19 protein-coding genes are annotated in these 22245 nt (G+C 46.8%); 15 read left to right on the forward strand and 4 right to left on the reverse strand.

All coding sequences use genetic code 11. The features are described from left to right. Positions 1 to 2 precede the first annotated feature (2 nt). The 15 genes from HWI92_RS01690 (at position 3) to HWI92_RS01760 (ending at position 19986) form a co-directional block, all read left to right on the forward strand. Positions 3 to 308 carry a hypothetical protein gene (locus tag HWI92_RS01690; RefSeq protein ID WP_204660479.1) on the forward strand — a complete coding sequence of 102 codons (306 nt, stop codon included), beginning with the start codon at positions 3 to 5 and terminating at the stop codon, positions 306 to 308. Continuing rightward, complete coding sequence (locus HWI92_RS01695) at positions 292 to 3231, forward strand: coiled-coil domain-containing protein (protein WP_204660480.1); 2940 nt, start codon at positions 292 to 294, stop codon at positions 3229 to 3231. The genes HWI92_RS01690 and HWI92_RS01695 overlap by 17 nt, the downstream gene beginning before the upstream one ends. Beyond that, positions 3231 to 8960: a phage tail-like protein gene (locus tag HWI92_RS01700; RefSeq protein ID WP_204660481.1), complete on the forward strand. Its 5730-nt coding sequence runs from the start codon at positions 3231 to 3233 to the stop codon at positions 8958 to 8960. The genes HWI92_RS01695 and HWI92_RS01700 overlap by 1 nt, the downstream gene beginning before the upstream one ends. Positions 8961 to 9130: 170 nt before the next feature. Further along, positions 9131 to 9514: a hypothetical protein gene (locus HWI92_RS01705; protein WP_204660482.1), complete on the forward strand. Its 384-nt coding sequence runs from the start codon at positions 9131 to 9133 to the stop codon at positions 9512 to 9514. A gap of 20 nt (positions 9515 to 9534) precedes the next feature. Beyond that, the gene (locus tag HWI92_RS01710; RefSeq protein WP_204660483.1) at positions 9535 to 10020 is read left to right on the forward strand and encodes a hypothetical protein; all 486 of its coding nucleotides are present in this window, start codon (positions 9535 to 9537) and stop codon (positions 10018 to 10020) included. Positions 10021 to 10041: 21 nt separating this feature from the next. After that, positions 10042 to 12051: a hypothetical protein gene (locus tag HWI92_RS01715; RefSeq protein WP_204660484.1), complete on the forward strand. Its 2010-nt coding sequence runs from the start codon at positions 10042 to 10044 to the stop codon at positions 12049 to 12051. 1 nt (position 12052) lies between these two features. Then, entirely contained in the window at positions 12053 to 14599 is a 2547-nt protein-coding gene (locus HWI92_RS01720) for an alpha-L-fucosidase (RefSeq protein ID WP_204660485.1), read from the forward strand. Positions 14600 to 14611: 12 nt separating this feature from the next. After that, the gene (locus HWI92_RS25520; protein ID WP_204660486.1) at positions 14612 to 14833 is read left to right on the forward strand and encodes a DUF551 domain-containing protein; all 222 of its coding nucleotides are present in this window, start codon (positions 14612 to 14614) and stop codon (positions 14831 to 14833) included. 27 nt (positions 14834 to 14860) lie between these two features. Continuing rightward, a complete protein-coding gene (locus HWI92_RS01730; protein WP_204660487.1) occupies positions 14861 to 17185 on the forward strand; it encodes a hypothetical protein in 2325 nt (774 codons plus the stop codon). 153 nt (positions 17186 to 17338) lie between these two features. Next, complete coding sequence (locus HWI92_RS01735; RefSeq protein ID WP_204660488.1) at positions 17339 to 17809, forward strand: hypothetical protein; 471 nt, start codon at positions 17339 to 17341, stop codon at positions 17807 to 17809. Between the two features lie 15 nt (positions 17810 to 17824). Continuing rightward, on the forward strand, positions 17825 to 18265 hold the full coding sequence (locus HWI92_RS01740; RefSeq protein WP_204660489.1) for a hypothetical protein: 441 nt from the start codon (positions 17825 to 17827) through the stop codon (positions 18263 to 18265). Beyond that, the gene (locus tag HWI92_RS01745; protein WP_204660490.1) at positions 18258 to 18701 is read left to right on the forward strand and encodes a hypothetical protein; all 444 of its coding nucleotides are present in this window, start codon (positions 18258 to 18260) and stop codon (positions 18699 to 18701) included. Before HWI92_RS01740 ends, HWI92_RS01745 begins: the two co-directional genes overlap by 8 nt. Continuing rightward, a complete protein-coding gene (locus HWI92_RS01750; protein WP_204660491.1) occupies positions 18698 to 18997 on the forward strand; it encodes a hypothetical protein in 300 nt (99 codons plus the stop codon). Before HWI92_RS01745 ends, HWI92_RS01750 begins: the two co-directional genes overlap by 4 nt. Next, positions 18998 to 19504 carry a glycoside hydrolase family 108 protein gene (locus HWI92_RS01755; protein WP_204660492.1) on the forward strand — a complete coding sequence of 169 codons (507 nt, stop codon included), beginning with the start codon at positions 18998 to 19000 and terminating at the stop codon, positions 19502 to 19504. Continuing rightward, positions 19504 to 19986 carry a hypothetical protein gene (locus tag HWI92_RS01760; protein ID WP_204660493.1) on the forward strand — a complete coding sequence of 161 codons (483 nt, stop codon included), beginning with the start codon at positions 19504 to 19506 and terminating at the stop codon, positions 19984 to 19986. Before HWI92_RS01755 ends, HWI92_RS01760 begins: the two co-directional genes overlap by 1 nt. Positions 19987 to 20239: 253 nt before the next feature. Here the strand turns inward: HWI92_RS01760 and HWI92_RS01765 are convergent, their stop codons facing one another. From HWI92_RS01765 to HWI92_RS01780, 4 genes are all read right to left on the reverse strand, one after another. Then, on the reverse strand, positions 20240 to 20452 hold the full coding sequence (locus tag HWI92_RS01765) for a DUF6965 family protein (protein ID WP_204660494.1): 213 nt from the start codon (positions 20450 to 20452) through the stop codon (positions 20240 to 20242). 1 nt (position 20453) lies between these two features. Continuing rightward, a complete protein-coding gene (locus HWI92_RS01770) occupies positions 20454 to 20687 on the reverse strand; it encodes a hypothetical protein (protein ID WP_204660495.1) in 234 nt (77 codons plus the stop codon). 66 nt (positions 20688 to 20753) lie between these two features. After that, positions 20754 to 21185 (reverse strand): hypothetical protein, encoded by a 432-nt coding sequence (locus tag HWI92_RS01775; protein WP_204660496.1) that lies wholly within the window; start codon positions 21183 to 21185, stop codon positions 20754 to 20756. Between the two features lie 24 nt (positions 21186 to 21209). Beyond that, on the reverse strand, positions 21210 to 22124 hold the full coding sequence (locus HWI92_RS01780; protein ID WP_204660497.1) for an AAA family ATPase: 915 nt from the start codon (positions 22122 to 22124) through the stop codon (positions 21210 to 21212). Between the last annotated feature and the right edge of the window lie 121 nt (positions 22125 to 22245).

Here is a 22245-nt window from a genome sequence, read left to right on the forward strand (position 1 = left end):
AGATGGGAATAAGCCCGTCAGAATTCGAATCGATCACCCCTTACCAGTTTACGCTCATCAGACAGGGCTTCACCGAAAAAGAAACCCTTGAATGGCAAAGAGCCAGGTTTGTCGCATACGTGACCTACCGCATGAATGTCAAGGATGCAGTGAGCATTGAGAGGTTTCTGCCCCTTGATGAACAAGACCAGAAAGCAGCCAAAAAAGCCAGCAAAAGGAAGATGTACACCAAGAAGCAGGAGGCTATTCTATTCGACATTTTCAACCCTGAGTTGAGGAAAAAGGGAGCAGATGACACAAATCAGTAGCGCAAACATCAGACTTGGCGCTGACATCAGAGAACTACTTGACGGATTAAGACAGGCATCAGCGGCGGCTAAAACCGCCGTTTTTGATATTAACAATGGCCTTGCCGGGTCATTCAAGCAAGCGGACAACGCGCAAAAAGCCTTCCGTGGGGGAATAAACAGGTTAGCTTCTGATCTTGCCGGGCTCGGCACGCAAATGACCAAATTTGCAACGCTTCCCGGGTTAATTGGGGAAGCAAAGGCATTCAAGGATTTTGCCGATATCGAGCGTCTTGAAATCGGACTCAACAGGTACAAAGAATCTCTTGAAGGTGTTCGGGAAATTGCCAAACTCCCAAATATTGGCGTCTTTGATGGAGCAAAAACACTTATTGGACTTCGGGCTGTTGGGGTTGAATCCGAAAAGGCAACCAGGCTAATAAAGGCGTTTGCTAACTCGATTACGGAGGCTGGGGGAAATGCGCTCGACTTAGAGCCTGCGCTCATCAACATTAAGCAGTTCCTGGCTACCGACCATATCAATCAAGTCGATTTGCGCCAGCTCGCGAACCGTATCCCTCAAATCAACCAAGCATTGCGAGATGCATTTGGGACTAATGATACAGAAGCGCTTAATAAGATCGGCGTTACCAAGGTAGTAGAGGGGATTCTTACCGAGTTGGAAAAGATACCACCTGTCGCCGGTGGCGCGGGCACGGCTTTAGAGCAAGCAGGAGACAGCTTGACCTTCCTTTCTGCCTCAATCGGTAAGGCGCTAGACGAATCACTCGGTATAACGGACGCTATCCGGGGCCTGGGCAGTACGTTCGATAATCTTTCGACTTACATAAAAGACCTGGATCCGAATATTCGTCGGGCAGTAATTACAATGGGCACATTTGCTGTCGGGATTGGCCCCGTTCTGGTAGGCGTTGGTGGTTTGGTTAGACTCCTTCCATTGCTTGCCGCAGGGTTTTCAACAATTACATGGCCTGTGATTGCAATTGGCGCAGTGGCAGCAGGAATTGCAGCCTTGGCATCGAGTGTTCCTACGGCAACTGATCGCCTGGCTGAACTAAACCAGCAGCAGTCGCAGATTGGCGAGTTTACAAAGAACCTTGATCCTTTAATTAAGAAATACAATGACCTCAAAGGTCAAGCTACACTCACATCTGAGCAGCAAAAAGAACTCAATGCTGTCACCCAGCAAATAGCCGGGATTATCCCTTCGGCTGTCACTGGATGGGATTCATACGGCAAAGCAATTGACATAAGTACGGCAAAGGTTAAATCATTTACCGCTGAGCAGCAGAAAGCCCTTGTTGCACTTCAAAACACACGCAGGCAGGATATTCTTGGTGACATAGGCCGCTCGAAATCTCGTCAACAGGAGCTTGCAGAAATCCTTAGAACTGGTAAAGAAACGCGCCGGGTTTATTCGGGCATGGGTTATAACTCTGAGCAGGTGTATTCTCTTATGCCGAAGGAATTGCTTGAACGGACGAAAGAATACATTTCCCTTCAAGAGAAAGATAAGAGTAATCGGAAAGAACTGCTTGGATTAGGTGGCCAGAAAAGCCTACTTGATGAGGTATCCAAGCTCGATCAACTCAACACAGCCAGAAAGAAGGTAAGCGCTGAGTACCAGGCAGCTTTAAAATCTGACAACCTTGCCGCCGCCATTTCAGCCCAAGATCGCTCTCAGCAGCTGGACAAGGAAATCAAAGAGCAGCGCGGGAAAGTCATTCCATTTATCAACGAGTGGAACAAGGCTAAAGCAGAAGCCCGGCAACGCATCGGGACCATGGGTGCTGCCAAAGAAGCTATTAAGCCGGCCGGGCTTGCAGTTGACAAAATGGAGGCTGCAAAGTCAGTTGCCAAGGAAGGGCTGGAAGCCGAAAAGTACATTAAACAGCTAACGAATGCTGAATACGAATTACAGCAAATTGACCTGGAATCAAAGTTTGCAAAGGATCAGCGGGCCGTCAAAGATGCGACAAACAGCTTCAAGGAACTGGTCGGAGTAGTCGCAAACCTGAACGTTGAGGCAAAGAAAGGAACAGGTATTTCACTTGACAATATCTATGGCGGGCAAGATGCTGCTAAGTTTTACTCTGCTCTTTCCTCCAACAAGGCGAATAGCATTTTTTCTGACCTTGGCAAAGGAATAGATAGCACATCCATTTCTAGGTCTGCCAGGGATTATGCCGATAGTATAGGGCTAATCAACAATGCAACTAAAAATCTGGAATACGAAACAGGTCGAATTTTAAGCAGTGTAGATATTGGTAAGTTCTTTGAGCAATTCCCTAAAAAAGCCGGAGAAGCGTTTGACCAATACTACGAACGAATTGCAAAAAACATCAATGCTCTGGCTGATTTGAGTGGACAGGTTTCACAGTCTTTTAGGGCCGGATTGGCTGATCTTGGCGTTACAGTAGGAGAAACATTAGGTGATGCGCTCAGCGGCGCGGAGGGCCCGCTTAAAAATCTTGGCAAAAACATCTTTGGCATACTTGGAAATGTTTTAAGCCAGATTGGTACAGCGCTCATCACTTATTCAACGGTGATTGAAGGGCTAAAAGTAGCTATTAAATCTTTGAATGGCTATGTGGCACTTGCTGCCGGTATCGCTGCGGTTGCCGCTGGCAAAGTGCTTACCAGTAAGGCAAAAGCAGCAGGCGGGGTGCCTAAGTTCGCAAAGGGTGGTTTTGCCTATGGTGAGATGCTCGCCGTAGTAGGTGACAACCCGAATGCGCGACGTGACCCTGAAATGATCGCTCCATACTCAAAGGTGGACAAGTCTATTAAGAAAAGTATTCAGGAGTCCGGGGGAACTGGATCGGGCCAATTTGAGCAAGTTGGTGTAAAAATCAGTGGTACCGACCTGTATGTAATACTCCAGAGAGCAAATAAAAGGAACGCTTCACTAGGTTCATTATAATGGCATACGGCTTAAAATACTTTTCCCGGTACAGGGATGTTGACGGCAGAATTAAGCGTGTCAACTTCTATAAGGCTGATTATGCCGGGCCGATAACGGAATGGAATAATGACGCCGGTGCTGTACAGTACGATAAAGGCGCTTCTGACTCCTTCTTTCCAGTTAATCCGATTGTTTCTACCCAGGCAAAAATCGGGCTGGTATTCAAAGAACAGTACGACCTATCCGAATTTGTTTTTGATCGAAAGACGTTCTTTTGCGAGGTAATCATTGAAACCACCAACGCCGTTGAATGGAGTGGATGGGTTGAACCTTGGGACGCTGCACACGACTATACCCGGCCGCCGTACCGTGCAAATCTTACTGTAAGCTGCGGGCTTGCGCACCTTTCGAAGAAAAAGTACGTCAGCCCAGACACCGCATTCAAGAAAACGGGCCTGACGATCATTCGCGAGTGCCTAAACATCATCGGCAGCTCTTTAAACATTGTGGTATCAACCCACATGAAAGAGAATAGCTTTCCGGGTGGTGCGGTGCTTGGCTTGACTTCATTCGAGATCAACACAATCCGCTATTACGATGAGAATGGCGAGGCGATGCATTGCGATGAGATCATTATTGATATTCTTAATAAGAACAATGCAGAGATTGTACAAGCAAACAACAAGTGGGTTATCCGGGGCATTGCCGATCACGCAACAGGCTTTGAAGTAAGTGCACTTGAATTCCCCTCAAACGGGGCGGCTGCATTTGCTACCACACTCCCGGCGACATATTCGGTCAATGCTGATGTTTCACTTAGTCTTGCAGGTGGACAAATCAGGATCCTGCCGCCAATTACCAAGTACCGGACAGAGGTAGATTTAGGCGTTCAGCTGCCATACTTCCTTAACGGCAACATGCTGCTGTGGACTGACGCGGGCCTGGTAGGGTGGGACTTCTCCCACATGACCAAAGGCCGGCCGGGCTGGGAGCGGTACATGATCAGCAGCGAGGGCAATCTGTCAGCATTAAAGATCAACGGCAAAGCGCCCAAGCCTTACACCAAAAAGAAGAAGAAGAAGTTTATCCAGGTGCTTGTACCCATCCTTACCGGGATGATCGGGGCCAACCTGAAAAATAAATACATAGACTTAGAACCTAAGGAATGGATTGAGAGCCCGGTAGGTGCGGTATCCAAGGGCGACAAAAGTCTGACGATTAGCTTCGAGTACGAAACAGCCCCGTTTTCGTCTGATATCCTCATTGCGGTTCGCCTTCCAGGCAAAAACCTGACAGATGGCAAAATCATTACGCGATGGCTTGCCCCGGGTACCGGCAATGCTGATGTTTCGGATGAATTCAAATTCATCCGGGTTCCTCCTGTTAACAGGGAAGGATTAATCAATCGTGGTAAAATCAATGTTGCTGGTAATCCTAATTACCCCAATGGCACGACTGTCAACTGGGCATATGTTGTCGAAGGTGTTCCCGAAGGGGAGGTAAGACGAATAGGTGGAGCGTCAGGTGTTCCTGTTGAAAACGGCGATCTTGTTGTTTCCAAGATTGCCAATACTGGCGGCACGCAAGCGGCGGTAGGGGATAAGTGGTCAGTGATCAACATCCGGAACAATCCTAAGCGCGGCACATTCGAAACAGTCGTAAAGGTTGAATGGCTGAACCGTGTTTCTCCGCAGGACGTCAACAAAGAGCCGCCTTTGCAAGGGGTATATGTTCGCTTTTACAAAATCTCAGACGAAGGGCAACCTGGCGACTGGTATAAGATCTATAACCTGAAAGGCGCACTTGAAGGTTTTGTTGCTTCGGATGAATCCGGTAGGTATGCGACCACGCTTGAACGCGGATCAAAAACTGATGAAGAGGCTGAAACTATCCAGCTGATCACCGGGGACTATAATCCGTACTTTTCTGGCGCATTAACCAAGCCGAGCAGCACATCAAACACTTCATCCTGGCGGCGCAGAACTGCTCTGGAAGAGTCTATGAGTATCTACCGGGCTATGATGCTTGATAGGCTCTGTTTGACCACGCGTCCGCTTAAAGTTTTTGAGGGTGACATAAAGATTAAACCGGGTGGGGCTGAATTAAGCTATTTGCACTCGTTGATCTTTGCTGATCAGGATAATATCAGAATGCGCATTGTTCGCTTTTCCTACAATGACGCAAGGCGCATAGCCAGCATTACCGCTGTCGAGGTCAAATACGAGGAAGTGCCAGCGGCTGAACTTCGGCAAGACTCCTATATTCCCGGCTCACGGCAGCTGAACACAATCCCGGGGCAGGGTGATGGGGTTTATCCAACCAAGGAAGATTCCACCAATGGCCGGGTTAGTGCGGAAGATACTCCGCTATCCAGCGAGCAGCTGATTGAAGATATTCAGGAGAATGCCCGGCTTAATGCATTGTTTGAAAATGTCGAGCCGCTATCTTATACCGTTGGAGAAGAAAGCCTGTCTGCTGTTGATCTGAACAACTTCCTTTCGCAGGTCTTTATTGAAAGCAATGAGGAGCAAGACGAAGAAGATCAGTTTGATCTGAGTACGCTGGAAATTACGCTTGTAGAAACGCCACGGTGGATTTCAAAGGTTTTCTTTGATGGGCTAGTGATTTCTGCATTGGCAAAACCAACAGATATCGGCGTTTACAAGGTTATTATCAAACTGTATGACGCAGAGTCTGACGTTGAGCTAATTCAGGAAATCCCTGTCAAGGTTTACCCCAAGACCACTATCAAATACAGCCTGCGGGATCTATCCGGCACGGTCCCCAAGGTATTAGGAGAGCTGATCAACGGCGGCGGCTACACAAAGCCCGACAAGTGGGACATCCTGGTTAACGTCACCGGCAATCACGATGGCTGGTACGCCCGGTTGCAGGGGATGGGACTGGACATCCGGCCTTCGGTGGATCCGTATTCGATGATCCAGCATTCGGCGGCGGCCAATTACATCATCGGAGATAAGATCATTTCAGAGGTAGGTATTTATAAGTTCACCTTCGCCACCTACCGCAATGATGGGGATGATTACAGCTACACCCGCACGAAGAAAGACGATTTGACCTTTACGCTTTACGATAAGGATTACACCGATAAGGCGCAGTTCTTTTTGTGGGGAGCAGAAAGCAATACCCTGATCGGAGAGATTGACCCTGACGGAACATCGGCATTTACTACAACCGAGCCATGGGATGTTAAGATGGTTATCGAGGGTGTCATGCACGATGCTGGCGTGTCTGTTTTAGGCTCCGAAATCGGAGACCTTGACACGGCCAACTACACCCAGAATCCAGCTACACAAGACGCCGAGTACTTCCAACTGGGAGAAGTGCGCACAGACTTTGATCCAAGCACCTACAACGTTGTTTTGACGCTTAGTCTGACCGGCGAAGAGGTTTATAAACGCCTTGCCTCATTTACGATCAACAAGTATAAGGTTAAGCCTTCGGGCGGCTTGAAGCTGGGTAGCATTCCGACCAACAGCACCAACTTTGATTTCATCGCCAATCTTCCGCTGAAAGGAGGCTCCTTTGATCTGCCCTATAACTGGACCGTGCTTTGTGATGCGGTTTCTGATTTTTACGATTGGGAGGGATGGACGCTGCATGAGCTTCGCAATGATGCTTTGGTTGAGCAGAACATCGCCTCATTTACCGGTGACCCTCAGTTTGAAGAGTACGACACGCCCATTACGCAGTCTGACATTCTGTTCTTTGGTGAGCTTAACAGTACTCAGATAGGAGACATCCATAAAACACCATCTACGTTCCGGGCGGTTCTCACCAGACGCCTAGGAGGGGCAAGCGGAGCGGTTGTAGCCAAATACCAGTCTGATTTCAGCTTTGGACCTGCCGTGGACGTTACAAACACCCCGACAGGCGATCCGGTACTTGGCAAGCAAAGGATAATTGCTCGGTTTGGCATGAGAAAAACGGCCGGCCCGGGAGTGGATATCCTGGATGTGCGGGTGGACTATGAGACGATTGAAATCTTTGATCCGTTCACAGGAGGATTAAACCATCTGCGGGTCAAGGACAAGGGCATTACGTACCCTAAGATCCAGGATGTGTCCACCATGTCGATCCTGGGTAATGTGACAGCATCGGCAGCCACGGTTCAGGAGGTTCAATTGCTTACGTCCGTAACCCTTTCAGGCGCATCGAATAGCAACCTTGCAACGGCTCTTGCAATTAAGACCTACATTGACAATAAAGCCATGTCGGGCGTGTCGGGTACCATCGGCAGGGTGCCGAAGTATTTGACTGCAAACACTCTGGGAGATAGCTTAATCAGAGAGTCAGGGACTACTGTCTTTGCTGAGGGTGCGCTTTACGTAGGGGCAGCAGCTAATGAGAAAGTAACCCTTGCAGGTAATCCGGCAAACTCATACCTTTTTTTCAGGGATTCGGCCGGCACTTCAAGGTATTATGTGGATGCCAATGCTACCCGCTTACAGTTCAACGCGGGATCAACAGAGGTGTTCCGGATCAATGCGTCTACACTCGATACTACCTTTGCCAAAGCGATCACCATTGGAGGAACAGCCGCGCCGTTGAATGTTAGCTCGAATTTGAAGGTGACCAACTTTAACGCGGACTATCTGGATGATCAACACGGGCCTTACTACCTGGATAGGGCAAACCATACCGGAACACAGTTAGCAGCTACGATTAGCGATCTATCCAGCGCGGTTAAAGCCATAACTTTGTCGGGCCTGTCAACAGGAACCTTCACCCCTGTTACAGCCTCGGATAACTTTATTTCTGCAATCGGGAAACTACAAGGTCAAATCACGAACGGAGCAGGTAGCAGCTCGGCGAGCGGCACGATTGGAAGGCTGGCAAAGTTCACCAGTGCAAACGGTGTAGGAAACAGTATTGTCTCCGAAACGACAAACAATATTTCAGTAGCCGGGCAGATAAGCATTAACCGGAGTGTAGCAGCAGACAGTCAAATCTATCAGGAGTTCACCCCAACGGATTACGGTATCGGCAAGCCGCGGATGTATATCTATCGGTCTAATACAAACCTTTACCAGTTTGTAAGCTCTGATTCGTCAGGCAATCATGGCGATATTGACTTTATCGCAACGAACCTGACCTATAACAGCCAGACGATAGCAACCCGGGCGTGGGCTAATACGCAGTTCTCCTTGCTGGGTCATACGCATACGGCCTCGCAGATTACCAACTTCACCCCCGCAGTACGGGCATCGGTTTCTGCTGGCTCAGGGATCAGCTATGATTCATCTACGGGGATTATCTCGGCCGCGGGTGGCGGAGGAACAATTACAGGTGGCGGGACGACAGGAAACTTCGTAAAGTGGACAGGAGCTACTGCCATTGGTAATGCCCCTATGTTTGACAATGGAACGGAAATCAACATCCCATCAGGAAGATCCTTTGGTGTGGAAGGCCCGGCAGCAGTTAGGAACTACCTGCATGTGCATAAATACCTGGCCGTGGGCAAAGTGGATCAGCATGGAGCGATCGTAGTGCATAACCAAGAGTCGGGTGCGCCAATTCCTTCTGTTGCCTTGGAAATTCGAAGCACAACGCACGGGTTTTTGCCGCCTAGAATGACTATCCAGCAGATGCAATCTATCCCTAATCCGCCCGTAGGATTAATAGTGCAGGCGTCAAGCGGCACAACTGATGGGCTCTATCAATATTGCCGTGGAACCAGCGGGGAGCTCCAATGGAAAAGGTTCTTGAATACCGATGATTTATAGTCATAATCTTATGATTTACAAAGCTTAATGCATATATTTGGGTAAATACTTAATCATCAATTTGTGATTAAGTTGAATGGTAAAAGAAGGAAGTATTTGTAGTGAAAGTAACTAGAAAAGCCGTCCGAGGCTATTCTAGAATTAGAAAAGCAAACTAAATCGATAATTACATGAGCAACTACTGGTTGATTTATTGGATTACTAGGCTTGATAACATTCAAGGCGCTTTCGCGTTTGCAGCATTTGCTTCATTGGCCGCAGCGCTTTTCCTTTTCATGAGCTTCATGGTAGGTTTGGATTATGATTCGGAGTCCGAAATTGAAACAAAAAATAAATGGAGAAAGAGCTTTCTAATTGCCGGGGTTATTTTTGGTGCTATTGCGGTTGTAATCCCTTCGAAAAATGACGCAATTATGATAGCGGCGGGAGGCAAAGCAATGGACTTTGTAGAGCAAGATTCCAGCCTGTCAAAGCTACCAAAACAGACTACGCTATTTATTACTAAGTACTTGGATGGCAAGATTGCCGACATGGAAAAAGAGGATCAAAAATAAAATTCTATACTAAATCGAACATGAAAATTTCCTGTAACAGGCTAAGAGAGTTATACCTCGAAGCGGGCCTTATTGTTTCGCAGAATGCATTAGGACTTTCCTCTGACATTAAACTTAATAAGCTGGCGGCATCTGCAAAATCAATCCTTGCCAAAGAAGTTGAGCCGGACTTAAAGGTGATTGAAGATCGCCGCAATGACGTGATTGACCAGGTTCGTTTGGATTACATTGACAAGCCGCAAACTGACGCAGTAAATGCACAATTCAGGCAGGAATTAAGCCAACATCCGGGCTGGCAAGAGGTGACCGCTCAAACGATTGAGACCTGGGAGAAAGAAGTAGAATTCGATTTCACGCCTGTTCCGGTCAAGATCAAAGATGAGATGTCAGACAAGTTTAAGTCTGAGCCTGTCGAGGTCAATGAATACGGCATGATCCACAAGATCAACCCATACACGGCTTTCCTGAGAATGATCGAGGAGGGTTTCATAACTGTCGAAGAGTAGTAACGTATATATACCACCGTAATGGATAACCAGCCGATCCGGTTAGATAAAGTATTCACAGCCTTCAAGCTTAATCCCTTCGACGTTCAAATAGATCTCGAAGAGGGATTTTCTGTTTCCGGGCCTGTCACCTTGGAGCTATTTTATGACGGGGTAGCTCAGCCGGACGTGGTTGTTCCTGTAACGGTTTCGGGCGATCAGATCAGCTTCACATTCACGCCGGAGCAGCTGCAAGCCATGCCTACAAAAGGGGCTCAGTTCTTCATCAAATACGGTGGAGAGTACCATTTTGAGGCACCGATTGTAACAACGCTAAACGGCGCATTACCTACCAGCCGGGCAATTTCTGTTACTACGCCACTCAGTCAGGTTATCCGGGTTTCGGCCTACAATGACCTGGGGCTTTCTGCTTCGGCTGCTGTTCAGAATACTTACCTGAAAGACTTGGCGTCGGCAACCCTTGAAGATGTTGATCAGGAATGGGAGGAGGTAACCAGCACAACAGCGGGAACATCAGCTAACAGCGCAACGGTTAACCCGACCACAAAGGTGATTTCTCTGACCGCATCAGCTACCGGGGTAGGGGCCAACCTGAGACAAACATTCAATCTGACCAATTTCACGGACCTGAAAAAAGGTGACGTGATTACGATCATGGGCCAGTGGAAGGAGTCTATCACCAATGCCATTAATACGGAGCGATTTAAAATGACGCTGATTGCTAATGGTTCAGCGGTGAGTGTCTTTCCAAGAGTTAAGCAGCTGACGCCTACAGTTCTGCAATACGAGGCAGATTACACTGTACAGACCATTTCTGACTCGCTGGAGGTGCGCTTTACAATCGGGGCGGGTAATACTGCTTTTGGCTCTACCAATACTTACACTTGGGTGTTCTTAGGAATCGGCTACGACAAGCAGAAATTTGACCAGTTTTCGCGGTTGAATGCAGATGCGGTCAAAAAAACGCTGAACTCGCTTTACCCGTTTTATGAGAGGTCGCCAAAAATTTCAAAGGCTTCGGGCAATGGCACTATTGACGACTCTGCAATCATTCAGGACGAAATTAATGATGCAATTCAGACCTCGGGGAAGTACGAATTCAGGCGCGGGCAAGTATCAAAAGTCCTTTCGCCACTGAGCATTAAAGGCGGTCTGCATATTTACGGCTATAACCGCTCAGGAGCGCGAATTAATGGCGATACTGCTGGAATGAATGTCTTTGAGATTGATACGACATCCTCTGTTTGGTTCAGTCACTTTGAGATTGGGCGTTCAGCAAACGTAACAGCAACCGCGATTAAATTTCTTTCTAATGTAATAAATAGGAGGTCACTGATTGAAGACATGCGGTTTACCTCAGTTAAAGGGCTTGAAGTATTTAGCTCAGATGGCCTCGAAGTATGGAAAAGCGAGTTTCAAGGCCCGCAAAATCCTGTCACCATTGATACATCAGCAGGCGTTGGGACGGTGTCGAACGCTCTTTTCAATTGGAATAAGTTCATAGACTGCGATAAGAATGCATTTGATATTTATAGTGCCAGCAATTTAACTATTGCCAATAACGAGTGTAGAAGCACAGGCACCACTTACATTGACAACTTCGCGCGGCTATCGCTGAAGTATGTTGCGACCAACAAAGGGCTATTCCTATTTGGGAATAATGTATCAGGTATTCAAAATAATGGCTTGGTAGTATCGACTGATGCCGATGTGTTTTTAAAGCGACTGGAAGCGTACGATAACACCTTTGAATGTCAAGCTGCGGCGTCATCAGCTAACTGCATTTCTCTGACGGCGACTACCTCTAACGGTATTGAAGACGTTAGCGTGGAAAGCAATAAGCTTTACAATAAGCTTTACGGTGTAACAGGCACAAATATCAAGAATTTCATTTTTGGAGGAGGCCGAGTAATAGGGGATGGAACAGCAGGATCAAGAGCGTTAAACCTTACGAATGCAAGCTACTCTGTATACTCTTTTCTTCGTTCAGGGCAGTCTACTGCAGATGTGCTAACAGGAACCGCATTGTAGAATGGCAATTACGATCACAACGACATCGAGCCTTAACCAGGACTTTCTTCTGGATCGAAGCAACGCGATCTATCCTGTCTTTGTGGACAATACGCCGTACACTTCTTTTACGGGCCCAACGCAAATGCCTGCTTCCTACCTGCAATACTTTCCTTTGAAGGCAACAGGAGGGAGCACTTACACATGGTCGCTTCTGAGCGGATCTTTACCTGATGGGCTTGCACTTTCGTCTGACGGAAAGATATCAGGAACACCAACCCGGGAGGGAGATTACACCTTTACCGTTCAGTGCAATTCAGGCTCTGAGAGCGGTCAAAAAACACTCTCCTTAACAGCACACCCATTCCGGGCTAAGTGGCATGCAGAGGCTAAATACGCGGCCTTTCTGACTATGGGTTCAGTCCAGTATCCAGTAAAGTTTAAACCGGCGGAGCTGCCCGAAGCAGATGCCAGAATTACAAATTTCAATGCTGATTCATGGGTGACGCAATTGAAGAACTTGGGATTTAGTTTCCTGAACTATTCAGCTTACTCAACAGACTCGGTAAGAATGTGGCCGTCTACGTCTACCTGGCCAGGAATTAGGCACATGAAGACAAGTCGCGATTACCTTGGAGAGCTTATAGCAGCCTGTCATGCGCAGAACATGAAGTTTGCCATTTACTTCCCGGTAGATACCATACGGAATGACCCGAAGTGGCAAAACGATGATCCAAGTGCTGTTGATTTGGATGGAAACACCACCTACACTACAAACACAACAGATCCCCTTAGCGGAAATTATGTCGGGAAATTTATTGCAGGCCGTAGCGGGCGCAATGCCGACCCTCCATCAAAGGCAGACTGGGGTACCCGAAACCTTGCCCTTATTGAAGAAGTTGTTACAAAGGGAGTAGACATGATTTGGTTTGATGTCGGCGCAACTAACCCAGGATTGTATGTACCTGGCGAGATTGAGCCAGACTTTTCTCGCTGGACTAGGCTAATGTCTATAATGCGATGGCGAAATCCATTTTTAGTATTTGGAGTTAATGGAGGTATTAATGATACAAGAACCGGCCTTGGCAATCAATGGCTGTATCCGCACCCGGATGTTAATATCTACGAGGGAACAGCAGGAGAGTCTTATCTGGCATCAACGCTGGTGAATGGCTTTCCAAACATCACCCCCAAAAGGATGTCCATTGAGTCTCTGAACCTGCTCGACAAGAACTACACCTGGAATCCTCCGATCAACGTGCCGGGGCAGACCAAGGACATTTCAGTGATGATTGACAGCATTCAGAAGAACTGGAAGAAAGGAGCGACCTACATGCTGAACTGGGCTACGGGTGTAGATGGGACTATGGTGCCGCCTCAGTACACGGACGCACTTAATAAGCTGGCGGCATTCGTAAAGCCTCAGTTAGGCGTTTCTGAAATGCCGTACATTGACATTACAAACGGATTGCTGACAATATCAACGTCAACCAAGACCCGGATTTTCTACACGCTGGATGGTTCAACTCCAACAGTCGACAGTAAGATTTACACGGAGTCATTTACGCTGACAGCCAACGCTAGAGTGCAAGCCATCAGCCAGAATAAAGAGGGCAAGCTGAGTATTGTGCGCGAGAAAACGTTCCGGCTGCCGGCCACTATTTCCCGTCCCGAGCTACCAAAAGCTTTTACGTCAGAAGTTACAGGTGACACCCTGGCGACAGAAGCTAACAACCAATACCGGGGAATGGCATTTACGGTCGGACAGAGACCCTTGCAGCTGTTTCAGGTTGGAAGGAAAGCAGGAGCAACCACTGACAAGGATCTTATCATACGAAAGGCGGTAACATTCGAGCCTGTTTTAGCAGACGTATTCAAGGCGAACGGAGTAATTGATGCAGACGGGTTTCAATACAGTGACATTATGCCGGTAACACTGCTGCCGGGGAACGCCTACTTTATTGGGATCAAAGAGGGCAGTACGGATCAATACCCGTCCAATGCATTCGCCTCTATCCCACAGTCCAGGTTCATGCGGATTACAGGGCCAAAGATTATGAACACGCTGGGGGACGTCAACCCGATTGTCAACGACAATAAGGGGCAGTTTCTGAACATGCGGTTTAAGGTGCTGGCGAATCCCTCAGGAAACAAGCTAGCGGGGGTACCGGTCAGGTTTAAGTCCCATTCATCTCCTTACAGTGATCTTCCTCCTAATGCGGTCATTTATTACGCCTCCAATGAGGTTGATAGTGAGGAGTACACATATGGCAGCCCGGGTGGTGGAGATTACACAGCATACCGGGAGTATGATTTGGGTTATGTGAAGAAGATCAGCAAGGTTGTTGTTAACTTTTTCAACAACAACACGGTGGCCATGGACCTGTTTGTAAGCGAAAACAAAAACCAGTTTACCAAGGTCGCCGCTATCGCTGACAATTACCAGAACAAGATAGTATTCACTTTTCCGGCCACGTACGGACAGTTTATTGACCTGAGAACGATTAAGCCAGACGGGCCAAATCAGGTAGGAAATGGCGCATTGATTACATCAATTGAAGCATACTAAATCGAATCAACTATGGAATGGAAGCCAATTGAGAGTACACCAAAGGACGGAAGGAGCATATTGTTGTTAGCTAAACTCCCATCTGGCGAGATTGAATGCTATGTCGCAAGATGGATAGATTACTATAACAGCTTGGAATGGCATATAGTAGGCGTTGAAGGAGTGGATTCAGAAATATATTATAAGGATCATTTGACCCACTGGATGTCATTGCCAGAGACGCCGAAAGAATAGGTTTTTTTACACTTCATCAACAAGCAAATGAAAAAGATTATAGGGCTATGGCTTTTGGCTTTCTCCCTTGCTCAGGCCCAAACCAAAGTAACAATCGAGCTTCCAAAGAGCGTTGTTACTGAGGCGAGGCTCAAGCAGGCTGTAGACAGCACAGCAAAGGCCACCGAAAAGAAGTTTAAGGCTTATGCCGACAGCATCGCAAGGGGAGGAGGCGGAAACACTAAACCCGTCGTTCTGCCTGACTGCAAGCGCGGGCCGTCAATAAGCCGGGTGTTTGATGTGACCAAGAGCGGGCTCACGCTACAATTTGACGCGGAGGAGGTTTATAGCATCAACTACAAGATCTTCTCTAGTGAGAACCTTCCGCTGTATTCGGACAGTCTTGTTAACTTGGTCTCCAATACGGTACCAGTACGGCTTCCGTCCCTCGCAGATGGATCTTACATCATTGAGATCTCGGGCAGGTCTTGTGTCAGCAAAAAAGCACCACGAGCTACGTTTTTGGTTAAGACCGTGGGAGAGGTTGTTATCCCGGCCCCGAGCCTGGGTGTTACAATCCCTAAAAGGCTGAATGTTCCACTGCCTCAAAACATGAACATTCAGGTTAAGAAAGTCAATGATCAGTGGATTATTTCAGATTTAGCTGAACGAGGCCCGCCGAATGGTTATGACTTTTGGTATGGGATAAACGGGCAGATCATTAAGCAAAAAAGCCCGCTAAAAAACTTCTCATGGCCTTCCAATACGCCGCTTGGGATCTGGAAGGCGCAGGCAAAAGAAAACCTTTCAACACTTGCTAAATGGACGCCTGACAATGCCGATAATGATTGGTCAGACTCCAAAGCGGGAGCCACATTTGACTACAACGACTCCTTTCCCTTTGCAGCCTATCTTTTCGAGAAGAATGGTTCTGGTTGTGACACCACCCGGTTAGTGACGCATTGGATGGACGTAATGCCCGACATGAAGGCGCCCCCTGGCAATGTCTGGATTATGCCTATTGGCCCCATTGACACCCCTGAAAACCTGACACGAAAAGGCGTTACCCATTTCTCAAAATACAGCGCATCTGGCAAGTCTTATGAAGGTGAGCTAATCAGTGCGGGAAGACTTTACGACGAAGTACCGCAGACCGCCCAGCAGCTTGATCTTTCAGATAGGGGCCCGCTTGCCTCGAAATGGGTTCCTGTTGGTAAAGGGTGGCCCGATATATGGAATGAACGCTTCTTTGGAATTCAGGCACCCGGACAAAGAGAACCGGGGTCTTATGAGAAAGGGTACCAGGCTGGGTTAAAATACACCACAGCTTATCCTATTGTTATCTTTGAGAACACAGAGCAGGATCACGCACTAAGCGCACACTGGCCGATATTCAAAGGCTTCTACGACGCTTTTATGCCTCGTATGAAGGCATACTGGAATGCCAGAGGTGTAGAGCCCTTGGTAGCACATAACTACTTCACAACTTTTTCTAACGGAGAGCTGACACTAGGGTTTGCATCCCGCCAGGCAAACAAGGACATATTCAGAAAGCCTTTCTCTCAATGGAACGCAGCAGACCTGAGAGAGGGAGGTAACTTAGAGAAGACCACAGCAGTTTGTTTCGGGATTTACCTGGGCAGTCCTGACCAAAGTACAGAAGTCGCTTACAGGTTAATTTTTGCCGCTGAGATAGCCAAGATAGCAGGCAAAAGCCTTATTACATTTGCCCAGCCAGGACAGCACGAATGGAGACCAAATAACCTGCAACGGCAGACCTTTCCAGAGGGCGACTTTTACATGCCTGTTAAGCTTCCGTGGAACCCGGCCGATGGTATAACCTATTCCTTTTTAGCCCAGTGCTTTGGTAAAGGGCTTATACCATTTACAGCAGCAGGCAAGACAGAAAAGAAGTTTGCTTACGATCGCAACTGGCATGGCGTCGGCTCTTTGTGGCTTCCTAAGGGAGCGAAAGAATACCAGCACAATTCCGATCAATTCCCATATTGGGTTAATGGAGGCAGCGAGTCTTACCAAGGCGGACAAGCAGAGTATTACATTGCCGAGGGTGTAAGACTTCTTAATGATACCTGGCTGCCAACATGGGGCGGAGATCGTAGGTTTTTACGATTCCGGATAGATGGTGGTAAATGGGTAGAGGTAGCCAACAGACAAATGGATGACCTTGTTGATGCCTTTTTCGATAAGCGAGGATTCGTCTACTCTCAACGCAAAGGCAGTCAATTATCCGTTTTTTACCTCAATAGCTACGCAGACAGCAAGCTTCACAAGTTGGAATACGAATACGAAGGCAACGCATATTCAATGGCGGTACACAGCACAATCATCCATCCAGTTCTTCATAAGCTATGAAAAAACCTATCCTACAAATCATCGTGGCTGTCATTGGCTTGATCATCCTGGCTGTTGTGCTGTTCCAGGTTTTCTTCAGTCACAAGGAGCGACCGGTACCGGCCAGTAAGCACTTGGAAGAAGCCATCGAGCACGGACTACGGGCGGAGGAGCATGAAAAAGCAAAAGAGCACGAAGACAGCCTTGCAAAAGCGTCATTTGACAAATACAATGAAACAAGATTCAAAATACAGACTAGCGATAGTTTGCTTGATCCTCGCAGAGATAGCCTTCTATGGTCAATCATCCAGCGCGCAAAGCAAGACAGCATCAAAAAGCGGTAGGCCCGATTCAACCTGGACTGTCGCTGAGCGGGTGCAGCGTGCCCTGATTGATAGCGCGTTGCTGTATGAAGATCTAAAGCCGACCTACTATCATCTCAAAAGTGCTTATGAATATCAGGGCCAAGAAGTCGCAGAACTCAAACTGCAAATTGTCAGCTTGCGTATGTACCAAACCGTGCGCGAAAAAGAATGGCAAACAGCTATTGACAAGGAGAAAAGAAAAGGGAAGCGAAGGCTCTGGTTTGGCAGGGTTCAAGGACTCATTGCCGGGGCAATCATAGGTGCCATGTTGATATACTAATAACCCACAGAACTAATGGAGGATAAGAAGGAGCGGCTTATTGAGCTGGCGGATAAGAAGCCGCGACTTGCGCTTATTTACGGGATGGCTATCATCATAGGCGTACTTTGTGGCGTGATTATTTACCAAGATAACCGGGTAAGTAATGCTGATAGTCTGAAAGATGCCGCGCTGAAAGAGCAATCTGCCCTGATTAAGGGTGAATACAACGAAAGAATCAAGTCCCTTGAGCAGGGCAACAGAGACAAAGATCAAAAGATCGAAGAATACCAGAAACTTGTTGTGGCAAGAACCGACGTTTTTGCGGATAAAATGACACAGTTCATTCAGGATCAGCTTGATAAGAAAGAAAAGATTGACGCGCAGAGGGCAAAGATTGATAAAAATCGGAAAACTTATCGAGCGGTTACAGAGGAAAAGATAAAGCAACTTCAAACACAAAGTCCCAATGAGTAAAGCCATGAAAAATAGCGTGGGAGTCCTGTGCTTTACCGGGCTTGCGCTAGTCATCATTGTGTTCGTTCTGTTAGGTGCAATGGGCTCACAGGCTCAACGGCAGCCTGACTCTACCAAGTCTGCAATCCCTGTGGAAATTAAACAGACTATCCAGGTGCTTCCGGATACACTACTGCCGGACACTACACAGGCGAAAGTAGCGCTACTTCTTGCCAAAGCTTCAGAGCTTGCAGAAGCAATCAAACAGGATTCGATTACAGCGATTAAAGAAGCAACTGCCGCCAAAAAAGAAAGGCGTCTAGCAGAATTCGTGTCGAGCAAAACGCCCGTACCTGAAATACAAGCCCCTGAATTGAAATCTACACATACCCCTTTCCCCGATACCCTGATTATCATCCATAAGATTCAGACCAAGAAAAAGAGGAATAGAAGATGACATTTGAGCAAATAGTATGGGAAGGATGGATTTATGAAGTATATAAAGACTCATTCAAGTGTCAGATGTACGATCAGTCAAAACAGGACTACACCTATGATTTGCTCACTGTTCCTATCAATATTATTAAGTACACTGATAGGCATTTAATAGAAGAAGGCAGGTTGATTCGACTGACAGTATCAGAAGAAACTGTTGACGTTTATTTTTACCCATACGAGCAATTTACTGCTGAGGAAGTTGAGGAGGCAGAGGCGCGGGCTGAAAGGTTGTTTAAAACCATTAGATTCATTTAGATGACATTTGAAGAAGCTGTCGAGCACGTCCTTTCAAGTGAAGGAGGGTTTACAAACAATCCCAACGATCCGGGCAACTGGACAGGCGGAAAAGTAGGGAAGGGTCTACTTAAAGGCACTAAATGGGGGATCAGCGCAGCCAGCTATCCGAGCCTGGATATAAGAAACCTTACCCGGGAAGGAGCCATCTTGCTTTACAAAAAGGATTACTGGGATGCGGCCAAGGTTGAAGATTTGCCCCCTAAAATTCGTCTGCACTTTTTTGATGTTGCAGTAAACTCAGGCAAAGCGCGGGCAGTGAAGATCCTGCAAAAGGCATCCGGTGTTGCTGCTGATGGAATCATGGGACCGGTAACAGTCAAGAATGCATACCGGGTTACACCATGGGATTTTGCCTCTGAGCGGGTTTCATTCTACGTGAACCATGTCAAGGCTAATCCTGGCAGCTTGGAGTTTTTAAACGGCTGGATACGCCGGGTTTTAAACGTTACCAAAGAATCTTTATAATGGGGATCATTTTATTTATTGTAGCCCTTCCATTGGTTGTTGTGCTGAGCATTCCGGCCCTGCTACATACGATTGCAGGAGCTATCCGGTGGAAAGGTGAATTCCGGTATGTGGACCGGGCATTCTTTAACGGAGCCCGGGCGATTGACATTTTCGGGAACGTGGCCTATGGATCAATGCTCAATGACCTTTTCATAAAAAGAGGAGGCTATCACTACGGGCAAGGATCAGAAACAATCAGCTCGGCAACCGGCAAGAACTGGGTACTCGGGAAACTGACCTTTCTAGGAATGGGACTTGCCGGCACGCTCAACCTGATTGATAAGGATCACTGCTGGAAGTACATTGAAGGGGATCGGGCTCAGTATGATTTGCTCGGCAAGCCTAAACGGGTTCCAATAGTCTATACACTGGCGTTCATTATTACCTCCATCTATCTGCTTTACATGCTTGTCCGGCTATTCTGGTGGATTACTTTTTAAGGTTTTCGGTTTAGTCATAACGCAAAAAAGGGGCTTTTGGCCCCTAATTTGTTTTGCTATACAGCGGAACAACAATGTAATTCCCGTTACCTAATTGAGTTTGAATATAGAATTCGGCATCCTCTATTCTGCTGAATATTGTAGTGTTTTCCGGGTCGCGCCCTCGTGAAATTTCTAATTTAAGATCATTCCCCTCGGTGTTTTCAACCTCCAAGATAACGTAATTTTTGATTACCATATTTTTGTGTTTATGTTAAAGTTCTTGTCTTTCCATCCACTCCTTAAACTCAATCAACCGCAGCCTGCAGGAGTCATACAGGTTGTTGCCTTTGTTCATATTCAATACGCCAAATTCCAGCTCAACAAACCGCGCAGGGTCTGGAATGTTCGTGTAGTTGTTCACCTGTATCGGGCCTTCTGGTAACTGCCGCCCGTCAAACCAGGCTTCAAGTTCTTGTAGTGTCATCTTAAATCTCTTGCTCAGTGTCGATTTTCTGACGCAAGGTAACCCAATATACCCCATCCTCGTACACAATCTCGCGTTCGTCGAAAGTAAGATCCTCTCGATCAAAGTATTCAAGATTTATTTTCAGAAACTGTACAACATCTGCAAGTGTCTCCGTATCGTTTTCGATGATTATTTCCTGTCTGGTGCCATCCTTCCAGACATTTGCGAATTTGAATCCTGCATCTATCCTCATGGTTGAGTCCATTTGAACGTTGAACTTACAAGGAAGATAATCCACCCAACTTTGTCAAGTGGGTTCCTAGTAAATAGGAGGCTTGTGAGGAACGTATCTTCGCCAGTGAGTTACCAATCCAGCGCCTGTGCCATTTTTGATGGAAGACCATTGCTCGATATCATCTCCCGGGACGCCGTTTATACAATATTCAACAAGCTGTGCATCCTCAGGCTCCTGCTCCTCAATCTTGATCCAGCCGTTGTTGCTTTCCAGTCCATCCAAGACCGACGGCCGCCAGAGATAGGTATCTTGGTAGGTCAGTTCCGTAATTTGCGATCTATCAAAACCCAACGCTTCTGGACTAAAAGGGTCGTCTTCATCATAGAAACACTCGATAAAGGATGGTATCTCATCGGAATTCAGGGCGAGCATGGACTCACTGCGAGTTAAAAGCTCATCTTTCACCCTCTCCCATGCATGTCCGTATGCGGATTGAATAGCGTCTTGTTTGGTCATGTCTTTCGATTACAAAGTACTGGATTAAGCATACATAGCTTCATTTTTTGCAAGTATACCTTCAAGTATGTATTGCCTAACCTTACTCACCACAAGCAGCTTGATTGCTGAGTAGCTTTCTAGGTCGGCAACTTTGTCTAATGGCATGTTAAACTCCCTCGGAAGATTATAGTAAGCGACTAGACTATCAGCGTACTCTTGCTTCTGCCGAAGAGTTGGAGAAGAAATCTCGAACACTTCATCGAATCGCCTCAAAAAAGCACTATCAAGGATATTTTTTCTGTTTGTTGCTCCAATAAAAATCACATCGGCATGAAGTCGCTCCATATTAACTAACATTGAATTAATCATCCTTTCATTTTCCATCCCAGCGGCGCCATTTTCCGAATCTCCACGTCGCCTTCCAATGCTGTCTATTTCATCCCAAAACAAGACGCAAGGTTCTGTAATAGAACTAAATATTTTATTAATGTTTGCCGCTGTTTTGCCCAAGTGGCTATCAATTATAAAGTCAGACTTGATTTCAATGTAAGGAAGATTTGATAACCTAGCGAAATGCCTAGCAATCGTAGTCTTCCCGTTACCAGTTGGCCCGTGCAAAAGTATCTTATTTCTGACGTTAATATTGTGGAATTTATACGCTTCTGAGTGGCTCCATTCCGTGACTATGTCAGAAACGAACTTTTCAACCATAGCGGGCATAAAGACATTTTCGTCAGACACCTCAATGGGAGATAGCAGACTTTTCATTTCGCGAGAAATTTCGGAAAGAAGCATCATGCTCTTTGGCTTTTGATTAATTGCGCTCTTTATCCTTGCGTAAGTGTCCCCTGTTACACTTAGTGATGCTAGGTATTGATCTGCAATCCGATAAAATGAAGATTTGTCATCTCCATTTATGGACAAAATGAGGCGATGGACAGTTTCATTAGCGGTCATATATCTTTTCGATTTTGATTTACCTTAATTTACTAAAATTCAGTCACTTATAAAAATATTTCAACGTATATATTTCATACGTTCTTTAGTCTTTGATACTATTGTAATCTAAAATTTGATC

The organism is Dyadobacter sandarakinus, assembly GCF_016894445.1.
Lineage (GTDB): Bacteria > Bacteroidota > Bacteroidia > Cytophagales > Spirosomataceae > Dyadobacter > Dyadobacter sandarakinus.